Genomic DNA, 24,151 nt, shown 5'->3' on the forward strand with positions numbered 1-24,151 from the left:
GATGTCCGACCAGTCCCGCGTGTTCATCGGCCTTCTCAGGCCACCCAAGCTGATGGGCTTGCCGATCATGTACGCCATGGTTTGGCTCTTCGGCTCGACGCTCCTGTTCCTCTGGGTCCAGAGCTGGGTGGTGGCCGTCTTCGCGGGGCTGGCCTGGCCGGCGCTTTGGAAAGCCGCGGACTGGGATCCGAACTTTCTCGACGTCCTGGTCATCACCTTGCAGGAAACCCCGCCTACAACGAACCGCAAACTCCATGGGGGCGACAGCTATGCCCCGTGATGGAGTTGCCGATGATGTGGCCGACGCGCTCGATCCGCTGACCGCGCTGCCCGCATGGGTCATGGGCGAGAAACGGCTCTCCTCCATGCTGCCTTACGTCAGCCTTGTGACCGACCGGACGATCCGGACGCGCGGCAACGAGCTGATGCAATGCATCCGGCTCGAAGGGGTGAACAGCACCACGAGCGAGGACGCCCATCTCGACCGAATCGGCGGGCTCTTGGCGGGCATCGTTGCGCAGGTCGGGACGGGGTTTTCCTTCTACCTGCACAAGGTCTCGAAAGCGGTCGATGTGACCCTGCCGCCCATCCCGGGCGCAGGGTTCGCCGCCGCCGTTGACCAACGCTGGCAGGCCCATCTGGGTTGGTCGGGCTTGCGCGACAAGACACTGACCCTGACGGTGCTGAAGCGCCCGGAGACCGGCAGCCGTCTGCCGTTCGGCCTGAGCGCGGGACGCGCCCGGCATGCAGCCGACACGACCCGGCGCTTGCGAAAGCTCGACGAGGTCGTGGGATTTCTCCTGTCATCCTTCGATGAGTTGAAACCCCGCCTCCTTGCCGCCAGCACTGGCGAGCTTCTGGGCTTCCTCGGCTCGCTCAACGTAGGCGAGGAGCATCCGCTCTACCCGCGATCGCGCCTCGGCGTGATCGCCGAGGATGTTGCCAATACCCGCGTCACCTTCCGCGGCACGACCATCGCGCTCTCTGACGGTGCCGTCGGCGACAAGCTCGGCACGATCTTCGCAGTGAAGAACTACCCCGCCAAGACCGACAGCCTGATGCTCGACGAGCTGAACCTGCCCGTCGACATGGTGGTCACACACTCCTTTGTGCCGATCAATGCCAACATTATGGCGGGTCGCATCAAGCGGCAGTTGCGCCTGATGCAGGCCGCCAATGACGGGGCCGTCAGCCTCGCGCAGGAACTCGAACTCGCACAGGACGATCTGGAATCGAAACGCCTGATCTTCGGTGAACACCATATGACGGTGGCCGTCTATGCGCGCACCAGAGGCCAGCTCGACGATATCGCGGCCGAAATCCGCAACATCTCCGCCACCTCCGGCATCAACCTGATCTCAGAAGCCTTCGGGGCGCGGGCGCATTTTATGGCGCAGCATCCTGGCAACACCGGGGCGCGGAGCCGCAAGGCCGCGATCACGAACCACAACTTCGCGGATCTCGCCACCTTCCATCGCACGCCGCTCGGCAAGATTGGCCGGGAAGTGCCGTGGGGCGTGCCGATCACGCTTTTCCCGACGCCAGAGCGCAGCGGGTTCCGGTTCAACTTCCACGAAGAGGGGGCGCCGGACCGTGAGCCCACAGGCGGGCACACGCTGATCCTCGGCCGCCCCGGGTCGGGCAAATCCGTGCTCGCGGCTTTCCTCATGACCATGGCCCGGCGCGCAGGTGCCCGGCTCTTCGTCTTCGACTACCGCGCCGGCATGGAAATGGCCGTCCGCGCGCTTGGCGGCAGCTATTCGACCGTGCGCGCCGGACGGCCCACGGGGCTCAACCCCTTGCAGACCGACATTGATGCCCGAGGTCAGGCCTGGCTTGCTGACTGGCTCGCAAGCCTCCTCGAGCGCCGCGACCGGCCTTTGACCCCGGTGCAGACCAACCGCCTGCAGGAGGTCGTGCGCCAGAACGCAAGCGCCGGGAATGCGGGGCTCAGGAACTGGTCGGACTTCGCCTCGCTCCTCGTCTCGACCGATGACGACGGCGATCTCTTCGAGCGGATGCAGGAATGGACCGCCGAGGGCCGCTACGGCTGGATTTTCGGGGCGAACGCAAACGACACGTTCCAAATCGGGGGCAGCACCGACGCTGATGTCGCGGGATTCGATCTAACCGGCATCCTCGACTCCGAGAGCGAACGGGAACGCATGGCGGTCCTGTCCTACCTCTTCCGCCGGGTCGAGCGGGTGATCGAGGATCGCAAGCCCACGATCATCGTGATCGACGAGGCCTGGAAGGCCCTCGACAACGCGTATTTCGCGGAGCGGCTCTCGAACTGGCTGGTTACCGCGCGAAAGCAGAACGCGGTCGTCGTGATGATGACCCAGTATGCCAGCCAGCTCGAGCGCACCCGGACCGGCAAGACCATCGTGGAAGCCGTGCCGACGCAGGTGCTCCTGCCCAACATCCGCGCCTCGGCCGCCGACTACGCGATGCTCGGCCTCAGCGAGAAAGAACTCGACGTGCTTCTGGGCGTCGGCTCCGCCTCTCGCCTCGCGCTCGTGCGCGATGACCGTGGCGCGGTGGTGATCGACGCCGATCTCAGCGCCCTCGGTCCCCTCGTGACCATCCTTGGCGGCATGGAGAAGGGCGAGGCTCTTGTTGGCTCCGATTACCGCGATCGCCCTGATTTCTGGAGAGTGACATGACCCGTACCATCACGCGCAGCGTTGTGCTGCTTGGGCTCGGCCTGACCCTGACAGCCTGTGCCCAGCATAATCCCGCGCAGGCCAACTGCTTCAACTTCCGCGAGGCCCCTGCGCAGGCAGGAACTGCCATGACCACGATCTCGACCATGGGGGCGGAAGTCACGCGGCGCGACACGGCTTGCGATTTCGTGCTGCTGAGGGCGGGCGGCTAAGCCGATGCGGAGCTGGCTCCCCCTCTCGATGATTGGCCTTGCGCTGGCAGGTCCCACGGCCGGGCCAGCCAACGCTCAAGGCGTGCCGACCTTCGATCTGCGCTTGTTTGCTGAACGACAGGCAATCCTCGAACAGACCGATCAGGACCTAGCGCTGCAGCAAGACCGACTGACCCGCGAAGAGGAACTGGCCGAGATCGAACGCCAGCAACTCGCCTCCCTCGAAGGGCTGATGGATGCCATGTCCCTCGGCTCAGGCGATGTCGCAGGCACCGTGGCAGGGCTCGAGACGGGACAGGGGGCTGTTGACGATGTCGAGAGCGCCGCAGCCAGCCTCTACGCGCCTGAGGACAACAATCCGGCTGCAGCCCGGATGTTTGGCGATGCCCGGGAAGGGATCGAAGAGCTGATCATCCGCGCCGCGCGCGACACACATAGCCTGCCCGGGGTGAGCCGCGCTGGCTTGTCTCTGGTGCAGTGGCGCTGTCTTCTGCAGGCGCTGATCTGGCAGGAGAGCCGGTTCCAGATTGGTGCGCGCTCACCCGCCGGGGCTTTCGGGCTCACGCAGATCATGCCTGCCACCGCAAGCGATCTCGGCATCAACCCCGCCTATTACGACGACCCGTACCTGCAGGTCACCGGCGGCGCGCGATACCTCGCGATGATGCTGAACATGTTCGATGGCAACATCATCCATGCGCTTGCCGCTTACAACGCAGGCCCGGGCAACGTGCAAGACTACGGCGGCGTCCCGCCCTTCGCGGAGACCCAGCACTACGTGGTGGTGATCCCGCAGCAATACAACAGCTACCTTGCCGCCGTGGGCGGCATCGATGCGCTCGGTACGATTGATCCAGTCCTTCTGGCGAACGCGAGCTTCAGCCTGTCGGCCCATGGGGCAGGTGTCTACGGGGACTATTCGCTGGTCTCGGTTCGCGCGGCCGCCCTGCGCGTGCAGGACATCATCACCCGCATCGGTGAGACCGAAGACCTGCATGAGGCCATCGCGCTCAACACCTATGCGCGCGCCGAGTTGGCCCGGCTGGTCGCGATCCGCACCCGGATCAAGGCCGCCCACACCCAGCCGCTGAGCGAGGAACAACTCGCCATGGCCGCCGCCCAAGCCGCCGAGCGGCAGTTCATGGATTTCACCTTGGAGAGTTTGCGATGATCAAGCGCATGTCCCGTTCCCTTGCCACCGGTGCCGCGACACTTGCGCTTGGCCTCGCTTTTGCAGGTCCCGTCGCGTCACAGGGCGTGCCCACGGTCGATACCCAGAACATCGCCCAGGAAATCCGCCAGCTTCAGCAGATGCTGCAAGATTTCGGGATCCAGACCGATCTTCTGGACAATGCGCTCGCGCAGCTCGAGACGCTGCAAGGCCAGCTCGATCAGCTGAACGAGATGTATGCCTCGCTCACCGGGCCGCGCAGTATCCTCGGTCTCGCCATGGGCGGCGATCTCGACGGCCTCCTGCAGGCCAATTTCGAAGACATCCCTGGTCTGATCCGCGGCATCCAGGCGGGCGACTGGTCGAGCCTGATCGGCCCCAACGCAGGTCCCCTGCGCACGCAGATGGAACAAGCCCTTGCCAGTGCCGGGTTCGACGAGGACTCGCTGCGCGAGATCGCCACGAGCGGCAATCCCGGCGCTGAAGGTGTCGCCACCCGCGCCACGACCGGCGCTGTGATGTCGGCGGCGGCCCAGAACAGCCATGCAGAGGCAGCGCAATCCCTCGAACGTGTCGAACAGCTCGTCGCGATTATCCCCGACATGGAGGACCTGAAGGCGTCGATGGACCACAACACCCGTGTTACGGCGGAACTCGCCATCGCCATGACGCGGATGTGGGAACTTGAAGCCATCCAGACCCTCGGCGCAGGCAATGCGGGCGTGGTGGATGCCGCCACCGTCGCCGAAGAGCGCCGGTACATGGACTTCACCCTGCCGAGCCTCGCGCCATGAGCAAGGCTCCAGACATGACGGCAGGTATGAGCACGCGGGAACTCGTCGAAGAGGAACTGATCCATGGCGCCCTGCGCCGGGAGCAGCTCTGGCGGATGATCGGACTTGGCGGAGCGGGCTTCGGTGTCTTCGGCTGCCTTGCGGCCGCCGCCGTCGCCCTGATGGTCGAGACGCCCCCGCCGGTCGTCGTGCCCTATGATCCTGCAACGGGTCTCGCTCTGCCGAACGCCACGGTCGAAACGGTCTCGCTTGCCGAGCGACCCGCCATCATCGAGGCGCAGATCTACCGCTACATCCTTGATCGCGAGGCCTACAACCAACTCGATAACGACCTGCGCGTGCGCCGCGTGCTGGCGCAATCCACCGGGGCGGCCGAGGCCAGCATGCGCGCCATGTGGACCTCCGGGCAGGAGAGCTATCCGCCGACGCGATATGGTCCTGCGGCAGAGATGGCTGTCGAGATCGCCTCAATCACGCTCATCGGTGAAAACCGCGCGCAGGTGCGCCTCAGAAAGCGCCTGACAAGCCCGCAAGGGGCGCAGGACGGTTCCTTCACCGCCACGCTCATGTTTGCCTTCCAACCCGAACGGACCCGCACGATCGACGACGTCTGGCAAAACCCCTTCGGCTTCACCGTCACCCAATATGCCATCCGATCGGACCGTTCCGAATGACCTCCGTTTTCGTCCGTACCTCCGTGCACGCCCTGCTGGTCGCCAGTGCCCTGGCGCTCACTTCACTCGCAGCTTCGGCCGAGACCACGCCACGCCCCGGACCCCATGACAACCGCGTCCGGATCGCGACCTGGACCGAGGGGCAGGTCTACCGCGTTGTCACCACCCTGACCCGCGTTACCACCGTCGAGTTCGGTGAGGGCGAGACCATCCGTTCGATCATCGCGGGCGACACAGTCGGCTTCCAGTTCGACGGCGTGCCAGGCGGGCGGGCTTTCGCGATAAAGCCTGCAGCCTCGGGTGTGGCCACCAACATCACGGTCTACACGAACCGCCGCTCCTACTACTTCCACGTGGTCGAGGCGCGCGAGACCCCGCATTATGTCGTGCAGTTCCGCTATCCCGAGAGCCGCGTTCAGCCAACCCGGGCGGTCGCCGCTGATGCGCCGAACGCGAACTATGCCGTCAGCGCAAGCGAGGAGTTCACACCGACGGCCGTCTGGGATGACGGCACATTCACGTATTTCCGCTTCGCGCGAAACGCGCCGGTCCCGGCGATCTTCCGCTATGCCAATGGTGGCGAGCGGGCGGTGAACAGCACGGCACTCGAGGACGGCGTCATCCGTGTCTCGGGCGTGAACCGCCAATGGGTCCTGCGCCTCGGCGAAGACGAGGTCTGTGTTCAGGATGTGGGCGGACCCACGTCATGAGCCAGGACACCGAAGACCTGGCCGCGCGCCTCGCGGCCCTTGAAGCGACGGGCGACAAGAAGCGGGCGGTCACACGTCCATCCCCGCTAACGGCGATTCTTGGCGTGGCCGGGATTTTGGCCGTGGGGGGGCTTGCTTGGGCCGCCCTTCAGCCATCACCGGAAGCGCCCTTGCCGACCGCGGCCCCCGAAGAGTTCCAGACTACGGGATCGGGCTTCGGCGACCTCGCACCCATGCCTGTCGCCGAGCCTGCGCCGCCGCCACCGGCCGAGACCGGCCCTTCCGCGTCGGAACTTGCGCTGACGGAGAGCCTCGCGACGCTCCGCGCGGAACTCGAAGACCTGCGCGCGCGGCCTGTCGAGGCATCAGACAGCGGCGCGGAGCAGGCCATCGCCGATCTCACGGCGCAGATCGCGGCGCTGCAGGAGGCCTCGACCGAGGCGCAACGCGCGCTCGAGCGGCAATTGACCGAACGCGACCGCGAGCTTGACCAGTTGCGCATGGACCTCGAGGTCGCGCGGCTGACCCCGCCTGAGCCGACGGACCTCGGGCCGAACGAGGAAGAGCTGCGGCTCGCCGAACTTGAGCGCCGCCGCATCGCCGAAGCGGAGGCCCGGGCCGAACGCATCGCGTCGCCCATGATCGCGTTTTCCGGGATGGGGGCAGGGACCGACCAAGAGAACAGCATTGAGGCCGCGCGCCTGAATGAAGACGAAGCCTTCGTCCGCGCAGGCGCAAGGCCCGCCCCGGTGACGCGGGCCGAAGTGATCGTGAACCCCGGCAACACCGTCGTGCAGGGCACGATGATCCAGGCCGTGACCGAGACGGCGCTGGACAGCACGCTGCCCGGCGCGATCCGCGCCATCGTCTCCGAGGACGTCCATTCCTTCGACGGCACGCGTGTCCTGATCCCGCGCGGCGCGCGTCTCGTAGGGCGCTATCGCTCCGATGTGGCGCTCGCGCAGTCGCGGGTCATGGTGGCCTGGGACCGCATCATCCTGCCCGACAACCAGACCGTGGAAATCAGTGCCTATGGTGGCGACGAGCTCGGCCGCACCGGCACCACCGGCTTTGTCGACACCCGCTTCGCGCAGCGCTTTGGCTCGGCCACGCTGATCTCGCTGATCGGGGCCTTGCCTGCGGCCGCCGCTGGACAGATCGAGGATGAGGCTGCTGCCGATATCGCGAGCGATGTGGGCACGGACCTGCGCGACAGCACGCAAAGCGTGATGCAGGACTATCTGGCGATCCGTCCCGTGATCCATGTCGATCAGGGCACCCGGATAACGGTCATGGTCGACCGCGATCTGGAGATTTTGTTTTAGGATGACCCCAGCTCTCACACAGTTTGCGGGGGTTGCCGACCGGGCAAATCAACCCGGTCGGCAGCGGGGGACGGATCGATCTGGAGATGGTCGAATTGGGCCGATCAGAAGTGGGATCACCCCTGCAGTTTCGCATGTCCTGAACGGATACCTGGGGAAGGTTTCAGCACTTTGCCCCGCATAACAAGATAAGGAAGACGAAGTTGAACAACACGGTAGGGATCGACATTTCAAAGGCGACACTCGACGCGTTTCGCATGTCGGACGGGCGACGAGAGCAGTTTTCCAACGATGCCGCCGGTCTCAAGGCACTGACGAAGTGGCTCGGGAAAACACCCGTCAGGGTGATCTACGAGCCGACCGGTCCCTACCATCGGGACCTCGAACAAGCCTTGGCCGCTACAGGCCATGGCTTGGTGAAGGTGAACCCCACGCGGGCGCGCCGTTTCGCGCAGGCAACGGGCCAGACCGCCAAGACCGACCGCGTCGATGCCGAGCTTCTCGCACGGATGGGCGCAGTGCTCAACCTCGAAGCCAGCCCGGCCCGGTCGAATGCACTCATGGAAATCAAGGAGTTGCACGTCGCGCGCGTCGGCCTGATCAAAGACCGGACAGCGTGCCGGAATCGGTTGGCGACAGCGCGGTGCAAGGTGATCATCTCGCAGCTGAACGCGCGCTACCGCCAGATCAAGACGCAGATCGCCCAGATCGACGCAGAGCTGGTGCGCTACGTCAAAGCCGATCCGGAGCTCGCGCGCCGTTATGAGATTCTTCTCTCCATTCCCGGGATCGGCCAGGTCGCCGCCATCGCGCTGATCGTCGAGATGCCTGAACTTGGCAGCATGAACGCCAAGGAGGTCGCCAGCCTCGCGGGACTCGCGCCGATCACCCGACAGTCTGGCATGTGGAAAGGCAAGGCTCGGATCAGCGGCGGTCGCCAGACAATCCGCACGATGCTGTTCATGCCGGCGCTCATCGCGACGAGGTTCAACGCGCCATTGCGCCAGATACACGAAGCCCTCATTGGAGCCGGAAAACCGTGGAAGGTCTCGATCACTGCGGTCATGCGCAAACTCGTCATCCTCGCCAACGCGCTCGTACGCGACGACCGCACTTGGGCTGACGCCCGTGCTTGATCATAACGGATACTTCTGACATGGCGGCGAGCTATCTCGAAGCCTCGCTCGACCGGCTTGGCGCGCCCGCGCAGCGCGACGACACGATCGAGATCTGTATCAACCCCGATGGTCGTGTCTGGGGCGAGTTCCAGGGCGATCATTTCATGCGGGGCCTCGGCACGCCGCTGAATCAGACCGAGATCAAGGACCTCGGTAACCAGATCGCCTCGGCGGCATCGACCACGCTGAGTACCAAGAAACCCATCGTCTCGGTCTCGATCCTCTACCGGGACCGTCCGATCCGGGCGCAGGTGATCCAGCCGCCCGCCGTCGAGGGTGGGTTCTCCATCTCGCTGCGGTTCTTCTCCTCCCTGCCGCTGGAGGCAATCAAGCTCGGCTTTCTCTATGGCCAGGAGCGCAGCCTCGAAGGTCTGCGCCGTGAACGGAATGCAGCGCTGCGCGATGTGGTGGCCTCCGGCGACATTGATGCCGCCCTGCGCTTCTGCGTCGAGAACAAGCTCAACATGATCGTCTCGGGGGGCACATCGACCGGCAAGACGGTCGCAGCGCGCAAGATCCTCTCCCTGATCCCGCCCGAAGAGCGGATCATCACGATCGAAGAGGCTGCAGAATTGCGGCCCGAGCAGCCAAATGCCGTGACGCTGATTGCTGATCGCGACACGGAGGCCCGCAGCGCCGATGTGCTTCTGGCCTCGACCCTGCGGATGCGGCCGGACCGGATCGTGCTGGGCGAAGTTCGCGGCCGCGAGGCCATGACCTTCCTCGAGGCGATCAACACCGGCCACGGCGGCTCGCTCACAACGCTGCATGCCGAAACCCCGCAACTGGCCGTCCGCCGTCTCGCCATAGCCGCGCTCAAGACCGATGTGCCGATGACCTATGCCGACATGGTCGACTACATCGAGGGCTCCATCGACGTGATCATCCAGGCAGGCCGCTATGACGGCGCCCGCGGCATTACCGAGTTCTTCCTGCCGGGGCAGGCGAGACATCCAAACCAGAACACTGCCGGAACCGGGGTCACAAAGCGCCCAACGGTCACCGCCGAATGACCCGAAAGGAAAACCCCATGCGCAAGATCACCCTCACCGCAGCTGTCACCCTGCTGGCCGCGCCCCTCGCGGCACAGACCTCGCCGCAGGTCACGAATGATCTCACAGTGACTATGTCCCCCAAGCAGTACCGGATCTGCAACGACCGGCCTGAACGACCGACCTGGATGGATGAAGTCCACCCGCGCGAGGCCTACAAGGCGCTGACGCTGATGGATCTGTACGAACTGCGCGCATGGGAACAGATCGTCGATACGGGCAACTGCGGCTGCGAAGTCCGCTTCCCGGCATGGGAAGATGCCTCTGAAGAATTCAACGAACGGTATCGCCTGGCATCAGCCGCGGAACATACGTCAGCGCAGCGGGACATCCGGCAGCAGCGCAACGAGCTGCGCCACGCGGTTCAGGACATCTGCGAAGCTCAGGGCAACTGGTAATGGGCGTAGTCAGCTGGATGGTCGGAACCGCTGACGGTTTCCTTGTCGATGCTGCCGAGTCTCAGTTCGGGGCTGTGGCCAGCAATACCGGCACGATCGTCCTGCTGATGGTCACGCTTTCGCTGATCGGCGTCTGCATCAACATGGCCTTCCAATTCCGCAGCATGGATGGGGCCAGCTTCTTCTGGTATCTCATCAAGCTGACACTGATAGGCCTCTTCGCCTTCAACTGGGCCAACTTCAATGCGGTTGCGAATGCCGTCATTGGTGGGCTTGACTATGTAGCGGGCGCGCTAGTGTCGTCCGTTGGCGGGGGTGGCGCAGGCGCAACCCATTTCGCGGGAGAGTTCGACAACCTGATCGAGCGCTTCGCGACATATCTGAACGCGATCGGCAGCAATCTGAACTGGATGACAGGCGCGATCCTCGGTGGGATCGGCCTGGTGCTCCTCAGCCTCCTTGGCTTCATGACTGGGATCGTCCTCATCTTCGCTAAGATGATGCTGACCCTGATGCTCGGTCTCGCGCCGATCATGATCGCGCTGTCGCTCTTCGACGCAACCAAGGATTTCTTCCACAGATGGGTCTCGACGACGATCAGCTACGCCTTCTACCCCATCGTCATCGCCGCCATGTTCTCGACCGTCGTCGGAATGGCGAACTCGCTCTTGGCCCAGCTCGGCGACCCGAACTCAGCCACAAACATCGGCTCGCTGGTGCCGTTCTTCGTGATGGTGTTCCTGGCCAAGGGCTTCGTTGCGGCAACACCCCTGATCGTGCGGGGGATCTCTGGAAACCTGATGGTTGCCGCGGCACCAGCTGTGGTCTCTGGCTCGGCCGGGATCATGAGGGGGATCCTCAATACCGACGGCGTGAAGGGCAGGGCGCGGATTGGCGCGCTCACGACAGGTGAAGTGATTGGGCGGGGGACAATGCAGGCACCCGCCGCTGTGCGGAGTGCTGCAGCTACGGCAAGCGCGCAGGTGGTCAGGATGGCTGAGAGAGCGAAGCAGTTGGGTCGGTGAGACCTAATGCGCCGCCGCCATGATGCCTTCTCGTTGATGCGAAGGGCGGATAGCTGTCTGACTGCAATGCGGCATCGCACTTCTGACAACTGTCGATAGCAGCCATTCATGATGAGCTCGGCCGAGCTTTTGAAGTGCGGTCGTGGCCGGGCACGTCAGGCTGCGAAACTGGCGTGGTCGATACCAGCAGCGCGTCTGGCACCGATTGTCTTCACGGCGACATATAAGTTTTATCGATCCGTCATCCGTCCGCCCTAAGGTCCGGCCAGCAATTCCTAGAGGTTCCCGCGATGAAGAAGACACTTTCCGCCATTGGCGTCCTTGCCCTGACCGCAACTTCGGCCCTTGCCGAACCGGTGCAGATCACCTGGTGGCATGGTATGGGCGGCGCGAATGAAGAGGTGATCAACCAGATCGCCCAGAAGTTCAACAGCGCCCAGGCAGCCTGCGGGCTGACCCCGGTGTCGAAGGGCACCTATGAAGAGGCGCTGGCCTCGGGCATCGCCGCTTTCCGTTCGGGCGAACAGCCGAACATCCTTCAGGTCTTTGACGCCGGGGCCGCCACGATCATGAACGCACCCGATGCCATAATTCCGGCCGAGGATCTGCTGGTCCAGAACGGTCATGCCTTTGACCGCGAATCCTTCATCCCCGGCATCCGCCATTTCTATGCCGATGCCGCGGGCAAGTTCGTCGGCATGCCGTTCAACTCGTCGGCGCCGATCATGTATGTCAATGACGAAGCCTTTGCGAAGGCGGGCGTCGAGGTGCCGAAGACCTGGGCCGAGTTCGAGGCCGCGGCGCCGAAGCTGAAGGAAGCGGGCTATATCCCGCTGACCGCCTCGCAGCTCACCTGGATGTTCTTCGAGAACTTCTTCTCGCGCAACAATGTGCAGATGGCCTCGAACACCAATGGCTATGACGGCTTCGAAGGCACCACGCTGAATGCCACCGCCCCCGAAGTGCTGGCGTTCTGGAACCGCGTAAAGGCCTGGCACGATGCCGAGCTTTTCGGTTTCTACGGCGCGGGCTGGGCCGACAACCAGAAGCCTTTCGAAGAAGGCAAGGTTGCGCTGTGGATCGGCTCTTCGGGGTCGTTCGGTGGCCTGTCGAAGACCGCGACCATGCCCTTCTCGGCCACGTTCCTGCCCTATGACGAGACCGTGGCCGACGGCAACAAGTCGTCCTTCATCGGTGGCGCGTCGCTCTTTGCCTTTGCCGGTAAGCCGGATGCGGAAAACAAATGCACGGCCGAGTTCTTCAGCTTCCTGACCTCGACCGACATCCAGGCCTTCTACCATCAGGCCACGGGCTATGTTCCGATCACCACTGCCGCCTATGAAAAGTCCAAGGCGGATGGCTGGTACGGAAAGCACCCGCAGGCCGAGATCGGCATCATGCAACTGTCGCTGCCGCAGGGCGAATGGTCCAAGGGCTACCGCCTGGGATTCTACCCGCAGATCCGGGTGATCGAGGAGCGCGAGTTCAACAAGATCTTCTCCGGCGAAACCACGGTGGAAGACGCCTTCAAGGCGATCGAGACCGAGGGCAACGAGCTGCTGGCCAAATTCGCCAAGACGGCGGGCTGATCGCCTGACTTTCGACCGCTGGGCCCCGCTCCCGGGCCCGGCGGTCTTTGCTTTTTCCCGCAAGGCCCTGATGACCGATCTTTCCGCCCCGCTTGCCGCCAAGGCCCGGCCCTTTGCCCGGCTGCGCGCCGCCCTGACAGCACAACCCGAACCTGCCAAGCGTGTTCAGTTCGACCGGCCGCTGTTGCCGTGGCTGTTCCTGCTGCCGCAGCTTCTGGTGATCTTCGTCTTTTTCTACTGGCCCTCGGTGCAGGCGATCAGCTCGTCCTTCTACCTTGAGGACCCGTTCGGTTTTGGCGCCACCTTCGTGGGCATTGACAACTACACCGATGCGCTAGGCTCGGCGGAATATCTTAATATCGCGGCCTTCACCGCCTTCTTCACCGCAGTCGTGACTGCCGCCTCGCTGGGCCTCGGGCTTCTGCTGGCGGTCAAGGCCGATGCGGTGATCCAGGGTCGCGGGCCTTACCGCACCGCGCTGATTTCGGTCTATGCCATTGCGCCGCCGGTGGCCGGGCTGATCGGGATGATGCTGTTTGACCAGCATATCGGTCCCTTCGTGAAACTGGCCGCAATGCTGGGCTGGGACATGAAAGTGGGCATCGACTACTGGGACACCGCCTTTGCCATGATCCTGGTTTCGGTCTGGAAGCAGGTTCCCTACAACTTCATCTTCTTCCTCTCGGGGCTGCAGGCGGTACCGGCTTCGGTCCGTGAGGCCGCGATTATCGATTGCCGCAACGGCTGGCGCCGGTTCCGCACCGTGACGCTGCCGCTTTTGGCCCCCACAGCGTTCTTCCTGCTGATCATCAACATCACCTACGCGTTGTTCGACACCTTCGCGGTGATCGACGTGATGGTGAAGGACAAACCTGCGAACAACCCGATCACGCTGGTCTACAAGGTCTATAATGACGGCTTCCGCGGCAATGATATCGGCGGCTCTTCGGCGCAGTCGGTGATCCTGATGCTGGTCGTTCTGGTCCTGACGCTGGCGCAATTTCGCTGGCTTGAACGCCGCGTCCACTACGGCTGATCCCATATGCACCGCATCCGCCCCCTCGACCACCTGATCCTGATCCTTGGCTGCCTGTTCATGCTGGCTCCCGTCGCGGTGGCCATCATGACCTCGACCCATAGCGCCGCCGATATCCATGTGGACGGCCTCTCGCTTGCACCCGGTGGCCATGCGATTGAGACCTATGCGACCGTGCTGAGCAAGCGCGGCGGGTTCACCGGCGAAGTGACAGGCGCGACCATGGCGATGAATTCGCTGATCCTTGGCCTTGGCTTTGCGATCGGCAAGATCGCGCTGTCGATGCTGGCAGCTTATGCGTTGGTTTATTTCCGCTTCCGCTTTGCCACTGCGATGTTCTGGGTGATCTTCACCACCCTGTTGCTGCCGTTGGAAGTGCGGATCATGCCATCCTATCAGGTGATGTCCGACCTGCGCCTGCTCAACAGCTATACCGGGCTGATCCTGCCGCTGCTGGCCTCGGCCACGGGCACCTTCTATTTCCGGCAATTCTTCAAGTCTGTGCCTGACGAGCTGCTGGAGGCCGCCCGGATCGACGGGGCAGGCCCGGTGAAATTCTTCTTCGATATCCTGCTGCCGCTGTCGAAAACCATGATGGCCGCAATCTTCATCATCATGTTCGTCTATGGCTGGAACCAGTATCTCTGGCCCATGCTGATGACGACCGAAGAACGCTTCTTCACCCTGATGCGGGGGATCAAGCAGATCTTGCAGGTCTGGGTTGGCAGCCAGATCCCCGATTACAACCAGGCCTTCGCCCTTGCGGTGCTGGCGCTGCTGCCGCCCGTGATCGTGGTGGTGGTGTTTCAGCGCTGGTTCATCAAGGGTCTGACTGAAAGCGACAAGTAACATGGCTTCCATCACGCTGACCAATGTCTCGAAAACCTATCCCGGTGCCCCCGCACCTTCGGTCTGCGACATCAACTTGACCATCGCCGATGGAGAATTCATCGTGCTGGTCGGCCCCTCGGGCTGCGGGAAGTCCACGCTATTGCGCATGGTGGCGGGGCTGGAAGAGATCAGCTGCGGCGAGGTGCGCATCGCGGATCGCGTGGTGAACCGGGTGGACCCGGCGGATCGCGACATTGCCATGGTGTTCCAGAATTATGCGCTCTATCCGCATATGACGGTGAGGGAGAACATGGCCTATGGGTTGAAGAACCGCAAAACCCCAAAGGCCGAGATCGAGGCGCGCGTGGCCGAGGCCGCCCGCATGCTGGAACTGGGTCCCTATCTCGACCGCCGCCCCCGTGCCCTGTCTGGCGGGCAGCGGCAGCGGGTTGCCATGGGGCGGGCGGTCGTGCGGCAACCTGCTGCTTTCCTGTTCGATGAGCCCTTGTCCAATCTGGACGCTAAGCTGCGCGTCTCGATGCGCGGCGAGATCCGTCGCCTGCAGCGACGGCTGGGAACCACCTCGCTTTATGTCACCCATGACCAGCTGGAGGCGATGACCCTGGCCGATCGGCTGGTGGTGCTGAACGCGGGCCGGATCGAGCAGGTGGGAACGCCGTTGGAGATCTACCATCACCCCGCCTCGACTTTCGTGGCCTCCTTCATCGGGGCCCCCGCGATGAACCTGCTGGACGGGCGGGCCGACAGCGGCTGGCTACAGGTTGGCGTCCACCGGCTGGCGCGGCAGGATCAGCTGGGCTCGGGCCCCGTCACCATCGGATTGCGGGCCGAAGACCTGACGCCGGCGGCCGAGGGATTGGCCTTCAAGACCGATTTCGTCGAAGAGCTTGGTGCGCAGCGGCTGGTTCATGGCCATGTCGACGGGCAACTGCTTGTGGTGGCGATGGACCCCGCGATGCCGATTTCCGCCGAGCTGCGGCTGGGTGTTGCGCCGGATCGGGTGCATGTCTTTGCCACCGATACCGGCAAACGGATCGAAACGGCCCCGGCCATATCCCGACCTGCGGTGGTGACCGCATGATCCACCGGACGGTTTCCAGGCTTGCGCCGCTGTCACAGGCAGAGCGTGAGACCATCCGCCAGCTTCCCCGCACGGTGGCGGCGCATGATGCGCATCTGGCTGGCCTGCCTTGCATGACCTCTGTCGAGCAGGGTGGAGCCGCCGCGGATGCCCCACTGGCCTTCCCCTTCACGGTCGCGGCCTGGAACCTTGAACGCTGCCTGTTTCCAGTTGAAAGCGCCGAAATGCTGGCAGAAGCGGGCGCGCAGGTGGCGCTGCTCTCTGAAATGGACCATGGAATGGCGCGCAGCGGGCAGGCGCACACCACTGCCCAACTGGCCGGGCATTTGGGCATGGCCTATGCCTATGGCGTGGAATTCGTCGAGCTGGGCCTTGGCTCAGAGACCGAGCGGGAGTTCTGTGTTGCCGACAGCAATAATCTGGGCTGGCATGGCAATGGCCTGATGGCCGCCACGGCGCTGTCGCAGCCCTTCCTGCTCCGGCTGCCGGGGCGGCGGTTCTGGTTCCTGCAGGGCGGGGATCAGCCCCGGCTGGGGGAACGCATGGCCATCGGCGCGAAGGTCAGGACAACTGCCGGATTGGCGGTTATGGTTTCGACCCATCTGGAAAGCAACGCCAATGCGGCGGAACGTAGCGCCCAGATGGTAAGCCTGATCGACGCGCTTGAGGCCGCCTTTCCCGGCCTGCCCATTCTGATTGGCGGCGATCTGAACACGGGCAATCATATCGGCGGCGACTGGCGCGCGGAAACCCTGTTCGACCTGGCCCGCGCGCGTGGCTTTGGCGTGCATGGAGGCCCCGAGGAGCAAATGACCACCCGCCCCAGCCTGATCACCCGCTGGCCCGAGCGCGCGATGAAACTGGACTGGTTTCTGTCGCGCGGACTGGAGATCGGCCGGTCGCGGGTTTTGCCGTCAACCAGCAAGCTGGGCAAACCGCTATCAGACCATGACCTTCTTCTTGTCGATATCGAGGGTTTCTCAAGAAGCTGACCGGCCTTCCGGCCGCCCTAGAGTCAGATTCCATTGCAGAGACCATTTACGGCAGCTTCCGGGATTTCAGCGATGCGGCGACGGTTCGGATGGGCTGGCGGCAATGGGCCGATCACGTAAACTCCGCGATGATGGCCCGAGTCGTCTGCACAGCCGCCGCAAGTTGGGTCCTGTCTGCCTCCTTGAGCCCCAGACCAGCCAGATCGAACGACAATTGACCGGACCCACCGCCACCCGCCGCAGCGCGTGCTGCTCGGCCGCGCGCACGACCTATTGGCGCTGGCTGCGGATCCTGCGTCTCCGTTGCAGGTAGCTCAACGGTCATCGACGAGGACGCAGTCCCAGACCCCTGTGCCCCTGCAGCCGCCCGCACCGCCTGCAGTTCCTGCTTCAGCTTCTCCACTGTCTCGCGCGTCTCGGTCATCTGCCGATCCCGCCGCAGCCCGTCCTCATCCGGGTATGGGAAACTCCCCGCCTGACCGGCATGCAGCACCTTCAGCGCCGGATCCTCGAAATACTTGATCCGCCGCGCCCGGACCGGCATCTGCGCGTCGATGACGAGGATCACCTCGTCGAGGTCCATGCGCCGGGCCTGGTCTTCTGTAAGGAGCGGCGTGTCCTCTGTCCGCTCAGAGACGCTGCGCCCCTCGAAGGGGTTGCGCCCGACCGCGCGGGATCGGGTTACGACGCGCTTTGTTGTCTTCCCCACGGCCTGGCTCAGTTCCTCAATCGTCTTCTGTTCGGACGGGGTGAGGTAGAGCTTCACGCCGGCGCCGCCCTGGAGTGACCGGCGGGTATTCTCTCCATAGATCTCGTCCAGCGCCGGGATGGTCTGAGTGACGATGGCGAGGTTGCCGCCGAAAGAGCGCAGCGTCTTGATGCTCTCGGCGACGATCGGCATTTTCCCGAGACGGTCGAATTCGTCGAGCATGATCATCACCGGCCAGGGCTCGTCATCGCCGGGCTCCTGCGCCTGCAGCGAGGCGATGAGGTCCGAGAAGAACAGCCGGATCAGCGGGGCCAGCGGGCGGATCATCTCGGACTCGACCACGAGATAGATCGCATGCGGCCGCCGCCGGATGTCCCGGAATGAGAAATCCGAGGTCGCGGTGGCCGCGTCGATCGCACGGTTGTCCCAGGTGTCGAGACCAGAGGTCATCAGGAGCGACAGGTAGGAAGTCAGGGTGTCGTTGTTGGTCGAGGCCATGCGCTCGAAGATCAGCTTGGCCGAGGTGTTCTTCACCTCACGCGCGCGCTTGAGGTACTCCTTCTGCTTGTCACCGCCCGAGGCGGTGATGCGGTAGATCTCGCCAATGGTCGGCACGCCGCGCTCGAAGGCCAGAAGACCGGCCGCCACGAACAGATCAATGCCGCCTGCCAGTAGCCCGCTCAGCTTTTCGTTTTCGGTCTGCAGGAAGAGCTTGGCGGTGAGCTTCAACTCCATCTGCTGCCGGTCGGGATTGGTCATCGCCGCGATGCGCGCCAGCGGGTTGTAGCGGTGGGTGGGTCGGTCCCAGTCGGTCGGCGCGAAGCGGAAGACCTTGTCGCCCATGCTGGCGCGAAAGCGCGAGGTCTCGCGGAAGTTCTCGCCCTTCACGTCGAGCACCACGGCCGAACCTTTGTAGGTCAGTAGGTTCGGGATCACGAAGCCCACGCCCTTGCCCCGACCCGTTGGCGCCACGATCAGCGCATGCGGGAAGGTTTTTGACACCAAGAAAGGGCGCTTCGATTTCGGGGGGCCAAGCTTGCCCAGAAGGAAGCCGCCACCCGGCTTGGCAAAGAAGCCGTTGCGCTTCATTTCGGCTCTGGTCTGCCAATGCGTCGTGCCGAAGCGCGTCAGGGCATCGCCGAGAAGCGTGACACTCAACATGAGCGCGGCAACGCCAAAGCCTGCGAGGATCAAGTTCACCCAGAGGAAGTCCCGCGGCGCGCTGACGCCGAGGGCGCGGTACTCGCGCGCGAGAAGGGAGACCTCAAAGGCTTGCGTCGACAGGCCATAGCGGATGGTGAGGTAGCCCGTTGCCACGACATAGCCGATGGCGAGGCCAACCAGCGTCAGGCTCAGGATCCCGCCCGCGATCTTGCCCTTATCCATGGGTGATCCCTTTCTCGCCGTGGGCCGCGGCATGGCGGGCGCGCTGTGCCTCGATCTGTTCCTCGGCCAGCGCATCCAGCACCCGCTCCATGGCGGGACCGTGCTCCGTTACTTCGCTGCTTTCCAGATAGGCCTTGGCAAGTTCCAACTGCCGAAGTGGGTCCTCGGTGAACTTGTCCAGCACATCCGCGTGTCCTGCGCGGAGGGCAGTCACAGCGTTCGGCGTGAGGTTGCGGTCGATCTGGGCGATCAGGCGCTGCCCGTCGGTCTCGGAGAGCGGCTTCACATCCTCGGCCTCGGCCCGCTGCAAGAAGGTTAGCACATAGGGGGCGGTCTCAGCCATGAAGCGCCGTTCGGCATAGTCCTGTCGCGCTTGATCCTCGATGTCGAAACTCCGCTCGCTGATGTAGGCGCGCGATGCGCCCAATGCGCGAAGGCGGTTGATTTCCTCCTGCACCGCGTTTCCGAACTCCTCTTCGGGCATTTCCGCTCGGTAGCGGGCAAAGGTGCGGTCATCCTCGGTGATCTGACCGAGGTGTTGCATAGGATCGCGCAGAGCGAGGTCCATGTCACCGGCGTGGAGCCTGAGGTCCTTTTCGTCGACGGCGAACTCCTGCGGCTTGCGGCTGTCGGTGATCTTGTCCCAGGCCATTGAGGCCAGCTCAGCATGATCGGGCGACCTCTGCGCATAGGCGTTGAAGGCGGCGCGGGCTTCTTCCACTTCGACGGCACCAGCCCTGCGCACGGAAGGGTCGTCCGAAAAGGGATGGTCGAAGTCTGTCCGGCGGAATTGGGCGACGAGCTCTTGGAAATCCCGGCGCTCGGACGGGGCGAAAATGTCGGGCTCGCCCGCCGCGCGCTCACGCTCTGGCAGCGTCACGTGTTCCGCCAAGGCAACCGGGTCACCGTCGGTCTCATCCACATCATCGATGGCCCGCAGGATGCGCGCCGCGGTAAGGGTGTCGCCCAGGCGGACATGTACGGTTTCCAGCCGGTCCAGCGCTTCCTCGCGGTCCTCGCCCTTCTCCAGATCAAGATCGCCAGCCTTGGCGATGGCGCGCAGATCATGCGCCAACCATTGCCGTTCGAGCGCGGCGTTGCCTGCACCCTCGCGCATGCGGGCGGCTACGGCTTCGGGATCAATGCCCGTGCCCTGCAGCGCCTCCGTAAGCCGTGCCTTCACATCCCCGTCGTCGAGACGCATCATCTGGTCCTCGCGCATATTGGCGCGCGCATAGACCCCATCCCGCGATGGTGCGTCGAGGAGGGCAGCCGAGCGATCCCCGAGAGGGTTCAGATGCGCGACCGAGGCCAGCACATCGGTGAGCTTTCGTTCGATCTCCGGCCTCCTGGCCGCGGGCGCCCGGTCGATTGCCGCCTCGATCTGACGGATGTTCTGAGAAAACTCGGTGATCAGCGTGTCGAATGCTGGCTCAATTTGGGACATGTAGATGGCTCCGTCAGATTGAATCTGACCGCCCCTGGCAAGGATGGTGCTGGCCCGCTCGAGTGCCTCGGCCACGTCATCGAAGTTCGACCGGGATGCCTCGACCGCCAGCCCCCGATAAGTCAGCGCATTGCGCGCCACCGTCTGCAGGGCTGCGGCGAGATCAGCGCCTGTGCGCTGGCGCTCGACCGGCGGACGGCCCTCCTCACGGGCCTTGTAGACCTCGTCGATCTCGGCGCGATAGGTCGTGACCCCCCGGTCAAGACGCCGTGTCGCCTCGAGCCTTATCCCGTGGATCTGTGCCGCCTCGACCATCGCCACCCGAAAGGCGTCGTAGTTGAAGTGGTGATCCTTCCCGAGAAAGAACATTTCGCCATCCTTGCTGCGGCGGTTCAGAACGATATGCGCATGTGGATGCGCGCGATCTTGGTGTATTGCAGCAATATAGTCGAATTGCGACCCCTCACCTTGAAAGAACTTCTCGCAGACGGATTCCGTGATCGCGCGGACCTCCTCGCCGCTGGTACCGACGGGAAAGGCCATAAGCAGATGCGAGGTGTGGCCGAGCTTCGGACTATGCCGCTCGCCCCACTGGTTCTCGAAGCGCCGCACGACCCGGTCGATCTCGGCCTCTGTCAGGGTCTTCTTGCCATCATGGGTGCCGCGGCTGTCGAGGATGTGGCTCGACTTGGTGGTGAGATACGTCAGCTGGGCCTTCAGCTGCGCGCCCGTGTGGCACCCGCCTTTCGAGATCGGCTTGAAGATGGCCGGCGAGTAGCCCCGCGCGGCCCGGACCATTTGCGCCTTCTTCGACAGCCCCTGCCAACTGCCCGAGACACGGCTCCAATCGCGATCGAAAAGGGCGGGGCTGATGCCGCGCGCCTCACTCCGCGCCATGCTCGGCCGCCTGCTCCGCTTCCTGCCGTGCCAGACCGGCGAGCGCCTTGGTGACCTCGAGGTCTAGTTCGCGACGCCGCGCGCGGAACATCTCCTGGATCTGGTCGGCCATGTCGAACACGAGCACCGCGAGATCGCGGATCTCGGCATGGCTGGCGGGGGTATAGGGCAGACGTTCGCCCTTGAGCTTTGCTTCGTTCAGGCGGCGCGCAACCTGGTTCACGTTGTTGCCGACCCGGTTCAGCGCCGCGCTCATCCCTTTCAATTCATCCGTCATGCCCTCATCCGGGCGCAGGAGATCGTCGGCGGCCAGCATCAGGCAGTGCATCGCGTCTGACCGATGCGCGATCCCACGCCGCGCGAGAGCTGCGTCAAAGCCGCGAAGGTCGCGGTCGGTGACCCGCATGGTCAGCACACGGGTGCGACTATCGTTGGCCGAGACTGCGGAACGACCCCGGCTCAGCACGTTGTAGATCGTCTTGGGTGAGACCTTCAGCGTCGCACTGATCGCACTGACCGAAACGCCTTTCGCCCGTTCCCGGACGATCTGACGGCGCTCCTGATCGGTCAGTCTGCGACTGCTGCCCATGTGAAGTATACGTTCCTATTTCTTGCCAACTTCGTACAAGCCCGCCTTCTCCCAGCACAAGCGGAGAAGGCAGCAAGGGCTTGTACTCAATGTAGAAAATCGGCCTCACGGGCCGATTTGACGTCCTTTGTCAAATGCAGCGCGCAACGCGCTCAATGCAACGCGTCCCGCGTACCCTGCATCGCGCATCGCGTCCTTTGGACTGCGTTTTGCGCGCCCTGCAGCACGTCTTCTGGCGAGTGCCCGATGCCATGTGCCGCCTGCATCGCGTGTGATGCTGGATGGTCCGCGTCCAGTGCGGGATGCGTCGCGTTTCCTGCGTTGTGGACAATGCCGTGTGACGCATGTTGCGCGTCATCTGGAGACCGCATCGCGCAGACCGGATGACGTCAGGTGTCACGTGCAGCGTGTCTCAGGTCCCCAGCACGATGCACTGTGCAACCCGCATTTCGCATCGGGGATTCCGCATCCCGTCTTCTGCTTGACGCCGTCGCACACGGAGGTTAGCGACGCAGAAACATCTTTGTCGCGTTTAACCATTCTTGCGAGAGGCCCGCCCCCATGCCGAACGACAATCTCGTGGTGATCGCCGCGATGGCCCGGAAAGGGGGGAGTGGCAAAACCACGCTCTCGCGCGCCCTGATCAGCGCTGCTGTTGCCGCTGGCCGTCGCGTCCTTTTGATCGATACCGACAGCACCGGCGTGCTCGGCACCTGGCACAAGCGGGCTGAAGCCGCGGGCTTGGGATCACCGCTCCTGCGATCGGCGACCGTCGAGAGCGTAGGGGCTGTGGATCGCCGGATCAAGCAGGTCTATGCGGCGGACTCGGCGGATTTCATCTTCATCGATACGGCAGGCGTCGGGGCCGAGTGGTCGGACGGGATCGCCGTTCTGGCCGATCACATCGTGACACCGGTGATGCTCTCGACCTCGGATCTCGATGTCGGCGCGCAGACCGCCGACTGGTTCGAAAAGCTCCGCGCCCGCGTCGATGACCCCGACAGCCTTCCGCGCCACCATGTCGTTCTGAATATGGTTGACCCCAAGACCACGCGCGCCGATGCCGCCCTCATCGAGGCGGCGATCGCACGGTTCCCAGTGGTCGAGACCGTGATGATGCGCCGGAATGCCTACAAGGAAATGGACGAGAAGGGCCTCCTGCACGCTGTAGCGTTGCAAAAGCAGGCCGATCCGAACCCCCTCATGCGCCCGCATGTGCGCCATGTGGTCGAGGCCCTCGAAGAAGCGACCGACATCCTCAACAACATCCTGGCCGCGTGAGGACGGGGCGGTGAGGAAGAAGATCCCGACCATCATGCGGCCCGACCCGGTATATGCAGCATCCCTTCGGCCAGAGGTTGGAGAAGACCCCGGAAGGGAAGAGGTACGGCTCGCGGAGGTGATGCCAGAACCTGGGAGCGCGCAGCCCGCAGTCCTATACGATCACGCTGCTTCGCCGCAAAGGACGCAGCCTGCGCCCACTCATCAAGCCAGACAGGAGGCAACTGGACCCGCTGAGCCTGCGGTCATGTCATCACCAACCCGAACGCGACACAGTCCGGCGACGCGCAAGATCGACATCCGGGTGAATGCGCTGGAACGGCAAGAGGAAGCCCTGATCGATTGCGGCGTCGATCCCGCCCATGTCATCCGCGCCGCCCTGCGCCGCGCGGTCAAGAACTGGGAACTCGGGCCTGACTTCGTCGCCCCCTCAGAAGAGCAGCGCACGCGGATCACCGAATGGCGAGCACGGACCTCGCTAGCGGTTGACGCGATGGCTGTGACCTCCCTCCTGCGCGCCCAAGACCCCCTTGACGTATTGAGTAAGTGGACCCTGATCCGCGGACAGTTGGAGCCCCGAGTCTGGGCCGAGATCGACGCTATCCTGAGCGAGATCGCCGCCTATGCTGCGGTGCCGCACGGAGATGACGAAGTCTAACCCATTGTTTAGGCGCGTTTCCGCCAAGCATCCGATCACAATTTTCCCGAAAGCACCTGTTCATCTTGCAGTTGCAGAAACCAGTCATTAACAACCCTGCCAAGGATAGAGTGGCCTCCTTTTTCCCGGTGCAGAGGTCCAGGTAGAGGAGCAGATTATGTCCAACACAGCCCGCCTGACAGGCGAACCCATCATGCGCATCCTCTGCAAGAAGACCGACGCCCTTGTGGGCTATCTTTACCAGTGGAACAACGGCGACCTCCAACCGGCATGGATCAACGAGGCCATGGCCGAGGTCCGCTACGAGCCCATGGTACAGGCCGCCTGAAGCGGGGAGACGCCCAGCTGGTTAAACGCCAGCGCTCGGGATGATGCATAGAATTCGCTTTCATGCATCATGAGTCGCCATTATTGTGAGTTATAGAAATG

General features: G+C 63.8%; 23 protein-coding genes. 20 read left to right on the forward strand and 3 right to left on the reverse strand.

Annotation, left to right across the window (positions count from 1 at the left end; genetic code table 11):
• Window position 1 precedes the first annotated feature (1 nt).
• The 17 genes from FBT96_RS02765 to FBT96_RS02845 all read left to right on the forward strand — a co-directional run bounded on the left by FBT96_RS02765 (window position 2) and on the right by FBT96_RS02845 (window position 16,755).
• A complete protein-coding gene (locus tag FBT96_RS02765; protein WP_018065947.1) occupies window positions 2-280 on the forward strand; it encodes a type IV secretion system protein VirB3 in 279 nt (92 codons plus the stop codon).
• Entirely contained in the window at window positions 270-2,666 is a 2,397-nt protein-coding gene (locus FBT96_RS02770) for a VirB4 family type IV secretion/conjugal transfer ATPase (RefSeq protein ID WP_136904858.1), read from the forward strand. The genes FBT96_RS02765 and FBT96_RS02770 overlap by 11 nt, the downstream gene beginning before the upstream one ends.
• The gene (locus tag FBT96_RS02775) at window positions 2,663-2,878 is read left to right on the forward strand and encodes a hypothetical protein (RefSeq protein ID WP_136904859.1); all 216 of its coding nucleotides are present in this window, start codon (window positions 2,663-2,665) and stop codon (window positions 2,876-2,878) included. Before FBT96_RS02770 ends, FBT96_RS02775 begins: the two co-directional genes overlap by 4 nt.
• 4 nt (window positions 2,879-2,882) lie before the next feature.
• Window positions 2,883-4,049, forward strand: coding sequence for a lytic transglycosylase domain-containing protein (locus tag FBT96_RS02780; RefSeq protein ID WP_136904860.1), 1,167 nt, complete (start codon window positions 2,883-2,885; stop codon window positions 4,047-4,049).
• Window positions 4,046-4,843: a type IV secretion system protein gene (locus FBT96_RS02785; protein ID WP_136904861.1), complete on the forward strand. Its 798-nt coding sequence runs from the start codon at window positions 4,046-4,048 to the stop codon at window positions 4,841-4,843. Before FBT96_RS02780 ends, FBT96_RS02785 begins: the two co-directional genes overlap by 4 nt.
• Before the next feature lie 26 nt (window positions 4,844-4,869).
• Window positions 4,870-5,517 (forward strand): virB8 family protein, encoded by a 648-nt coding sequence (locus FBT96_RS02790; protein ID WP_136904862.1) that lies wholly within the window; start codon window positions 4,870-4,872, stop codon window positions 5,515-5,517.
• Window positions 5,514-6,227 carry a TrbG/VirB9 family P-type conjugative transfer protein gene (locus FBT96_RS02795; RefSeq protein ID WP_169583143.1) on the forward strand — a complete coding sequence of 238 codons (714 nt, stop codon included), beginning with the start codon at window positions 5,514-5,516 and terminating at the stop codon, window positions 6,225-6,227. The genes FBT96_RS02790 and FBT96_RS02795 overlap by 4 nt, the downstream gene beginning before the upstream one ends.
• A complete protein-coding gene (locus FBT96_RS02800; RefSeq protein ID WP_136904863.1) occupies window positions 6,224-7,552 on the forward strand; it encodes a TrbI/VirB10 family protein in 1,329 nt (442 codons plus the stop codon). The genes FBT96_RS02795 and FBT96_RS02800 overlap by 4 nt, the downstream gene beginning before the upstream one ends.
• Window positions 7,553-7,755: 203 nt before the next feature.
• The gene (locus tag FBT96_RS02805; RefSeq protein WP_136904864.1) at window positions 7,756-8,688 is read left to right on the forward strand and encodes an IS110 family transposase; all 933 of its coding nucleotides are present in this window, start codon (window positions 7,756-7,758) and stop codon (window positions 8,686-8,688) included.
• Between the two features lie 20 nt (window positions 8,689-8,708).
• Entirely contained in the window at window positions 8,709-9,743 is a 1,035-nt protein-coding gene (locus tag FBT96_RS02810) for an ATPase, T2SS/T4P/T4SS family (protein WP_113901330.1), read from the forward strand.
• A 17-nt stretch (window positions 9,744-9,760) separates the two neighbouring features.
• The gene (locus FBT96_RS02815) at window positions 9,761-10,180 is read left to right on the forward strand and encodes a hypothetical protein (RefSeq protein ID WP_136904865.1); all 420 of its coding nucleotides are present in this window, start codon (window positions 9,761-9,763) and stop codon (window positions 10,178-10,180) included.
• Window positions 10,180-11,205 (forward strand): type IV secretion system protein, encoded by a 1,026-nt coding sequence (locus FBT96_RS02820; RefSeq protein ID WP_136904866.1) that lies wholly within the window; start codon window positions 10,180-10,182, stop codon window positions 11,203-11,205. Before FBT96_RS02815 ends, FBT96_RS02820 begins: the two co-directional genes overlap by 1 nt.
• 290 nt (window positions 11,206-11,495) lie before the next feature.
• Complete coding sequence (locus FBT96_RS02825) at window positions 11,496-12,794, forward strand: extracellular solute-binding protein (RefSeq protein WP_136904867.1); 1,299 nt, start codon at window positions 11,496-11,498, stop codon at window positions 12,792-12,794.
• Between the two features lie 70 nt (window positions 12,795-12,864).
• The gene (locus tag FBT96_RS02830; RefSeq protein WP_136904868.1) at window positions 12,865-13,830 is read left to right on the forward strand and encodes an ABC transporter permease subunit; all 966 of its coding nucleotides are present in this window, start codon (window positions 12,865-12,867) and stop codon (window positions 13,828-13,830) included.
• A 6-nt stretch (window positions 13,831-13,836) separates the two neighbouring features.
• Window positions 13,837-14,679 (forward strand): sn-glycerol-3-phosphate ABC transporter permease UgpE, encoded by an 843-nt coding sequence (gene ugpE / locus FBT96_RS02835; protein WP_136904869.1) that lies wholly within the window; start codon window positions 13,837-13,839, stop codon window positions 14,677-14,679.
• A gap of 1 nt (window position 14,680) precedes the next feature.
• Complete coding sequence (locus tag FBT96_RS02840; RefSeq protein WP_136904870.1) at window positions 14,681-15,763, forward strand: sn-glycerol-3-phosphate import ATP-binding protein UgpC; 1,083 nt, start codon at window positions 14,681-14,683, stop codon at window positions 15,761-15,763.
• Window positions 15,760-16,755, forward strand: a complete 996-nt coding sequence (locus FBT96_RS02845) for an endonuclease/exonuclease/phosphatase family protein (RefSeq protein WP_136904871.1) — start codon at window positions 15,760-15,762, stop codon at window positions 16,753-16,755. Before FBT96_RS02840 ends, FBT96_RS02845 begins: the two co-directional genes overlap by 4 nt.
• 112 nt (window positions 16,756-16,867) lie before the next feature.
• Here FBT96_RS02845 and FBT96_RS02850 read toward each other — a convergent pair whose 3' ends face one another.
• The 3 genes from FBT96_RS02850 to FBT96_RS02860 are packed head-to-tail and all read right to left on the reverse strand — an operon-like array spanning window position 16,868 to window position 21,783.
• Complete coding sequence (locus FBT96_RS02850; RefSeq protein WP_136904872.1) at window positions 16,868-18,850, reverse strand: type IV secretory system conjugative DNA transfer family protein; 1,983 nt, start codon at window positions 18,848-18,850, stop codon at window positions 16,868-16,870.
• Complete coding sequence (locus tag FBT96_RS02855; RefSeq protein ID WP_136904873.1) at window positions 18,843-21,194, reverse strand: relaxase/mobilization nuclease domain-containing protein; 2,352 nt, start codon at window positions 21,192-21,194, stop codon at window positions 18,843-18,845. The genes FBT96_RS02850 and FBT96_RS02855 overlap by 8 nt, the downstream gene beginning before the upstream one ends.
• Window positions 21,181-21,783 carry a helix-turn-helix domain-containing protein gene (locus FBT96_RS02860; RefSeq protein ID WP_136904874.1) on the reverse strand — a complete coding sequence of 201 codons (603 nt, stop codon included), beginning with the start codon at window positions 21,781-21,783 and terminating at the stop codon, window positions 21,181-21,183. Before FBT96_RS02860 ends, FBT96_RS02855 begins: the two co-directional genes overlap by 14 nt.
• Window positions 21,784-22,344: 561 nt before the next feature.
• On the opposite strand from FBT96_RS02860, the gene FBT96_RS02865 reads away from it, so the two are divergent.
• From FBT96_RS02865 to FBT96_RS20530, 3 genes are all read left to right on the forward strand, one after another.
• A complete protein-coding gene (locus FBT96_RS02865; RefSeq protein WP_136904875.1) occupies window positions 22,345-23,064 on the forward strand; it encodes a ParA family protein in 720 nt (239 codons plus the stop codon).
• Window positions 23,065-23,311: 247 nt separating this feature from the next.
• A complete protein-coding gene (locus FBT96_RS21170; protein WP_249306228.1) occupies window positions 23,312-23,722 on the forward strand; it encodes a hypothetical protein in 411 nt (136 codons plus the stop codon).
• A gap of 157 nt (window positions 23,723-23,879) precedes the next feature.
• Window positions 23,880-24,050: a hypothetical protein gene (locus tag FBT96_RS20530; protein ID WP_018065929.1), complete on the forward strand. Its 171-nt coding sequence runs from the start codon at window positions 23,880-23,882 to the stop codon at window positions 24,048-24,050.
• Window positions 24,051-24,151 lie beyond the last annotated feature (101 nt).

It is taken from the genome of Rhodobacter capsulatus, from assembly GCF_005144475.1.
GTDB classification, from domain to species: domain Bacteria; phylum Pseudomonadota; class Alphaproteobacteria; order Rhodobacterales; family Rhodobacteraceae; genus Rhodobacter; species Rhodobacter capsulatus_C.

Coding starts and splice junctions, on each gene's coding strand:
- FBT96_RS02765 (WP_018065947.1), top strand. CDS start 2: ATGTCCGACCAGTCCCGCGTGTTCATCGGCCTTCTCAGGCCACCCAAG.
- FBT96_RS02770 (WP_136904858.1), top strand. CDS start 270: ATGCCCCGTGATGGAGTTGCCGATGATGTGGCCGACGCGCTCGATCCG.
- FBT96_RS02775 (WP_136904859.1), top strand. CDS start 2,663: ATGACCCGTACCATCACGCGCAGCGTTGTGCTGCTTGGGCTCGGCCTG.
- FBT96_RS02780 (WP_136904860.1), top strand. CDS start 2,883: ATGCGGAGCTGGCTCCCCCTCTCGATGATTGGCCTTGCGCTGGCAGGT.
- FBT96_RS02785 (WP_136904861.1), top strand. CDS start 4,046: ATGATCAAGCGCATGTCCCGTTCCCTTGCCACCGGTGCCGCGACACTT.
- FBT96_RS02790 (WP_136904862.1), top strand. CDS start 4,870: ATGAGCACGCGGGAACTCGTCGAAGAGGAACTGATCCATGGCGCCCTG.
- FBT96_RS02795 (WP_169583143.1), top strand. CDS start 5,514: ATGACCTCCGTTTTCGTCCGTACCTCCGTGCACGCCCTGCTGGTCGCC.
- FBT96_RS02800 (WP_136904863.1), top strand. CDS start 6,224: ATGAGCCAGGACACCGAAGACCTGGCCGCGCGCCTCGCGGCCCTTGAA.
- FBT96_RS02810 (WP_113901330.1), top strand. CDS start 8,709: ATGGCGGCGAGCTATCTCGAAGCCTCGCTCGACCGGCTTGGCGCGCCC.
- FBT96_RS02815 (WP_136904865.1), top strand. CDS start 9,761: ATGCGCAAGATCACCCTCACCGCAGCTGTCACCCTGCTGGCCGCGCCC.
- FBT96_RS02820 (WP_136904866.1), top strand. CDS start 10,180: ATGGGCGTAGTCAGCTGGATGGTCGGAACCGCTGACGGTTTCCTTGTC.
- FBT96_RS02825 (WP_136904867.1), top strand. CDS start 11,496: ATGAAGAAGACACTTTCCGCCATTGGCGTCCTTGCCCTGACCGCAACT.
- FBT96_RS02830 (WP_136904868.1), top strand. CDS start 12,865: ATGACCGATCTTTCCGCCCCGCTTGCCGCCAAGGCCCGGCCCTTTGCC.
- ugpE (WP_136904869.1), top strand. CDS start 13,837: ATGCACCGCATCCGCCCCCTCGACCACCTGATCCTGATCCTTGGCTGC.
- FBT96_RS02840 (WP_136904870.1), top strand. CDS start 14,681: ATGGCTTCCATCACGCTGACCAATGTCTCGAAAACCTATCCCGGTGCC.
- FBT96_RS02845 (WP_136904871.1), top strand. CDS start 15,760: ATGATCCACCGGACGGTTTCCAGGCTTGCGCCGCTGTCACAGGCAGAG.
- FBT96_RS02850 (WP_136904872.1), bottom strand. CDS start 18,850: ATGGATAAGGGCAAGATCGCGGGCGGGATCCTGAGCCTGACGCTGGTT.
- FBT96_RS02855 (WP_136904873.1), bottom strand. CDS start 21,194: ATGGCGCGGAGTGAGGCGCGCGGCATCAGCCCCGCCCTTTTCGATCGC.
- FBT96_RS02860 (WP_136904874.1), bottom strand. CDS start 21,783: ATGGGCAGCAGTCGCAGACTGACCGATCAGGAGCGCCGTCAGATCGTC.
- FBT96_RS02865 (WP_136904875.1), top strand. CDS start 22,345: ATGCCGAACGACAATCTCGTGGTGATCGCCGCGATGGCCCGGAAAGGG.
- FBT96_RS21170 (WP_249306228.1), top strand. CDS start 23,312: ATGTCATCACCAACCCGAACGCGACACAGTCCGGCGACGCGCAAGATC.
- FBT96_RS20530 (WP_018065929.1), top strand. CDS start 23,880: ATGTCCAACACAGCCCGCCTGACAGGCGAACCCATCATGCGCATCCTC.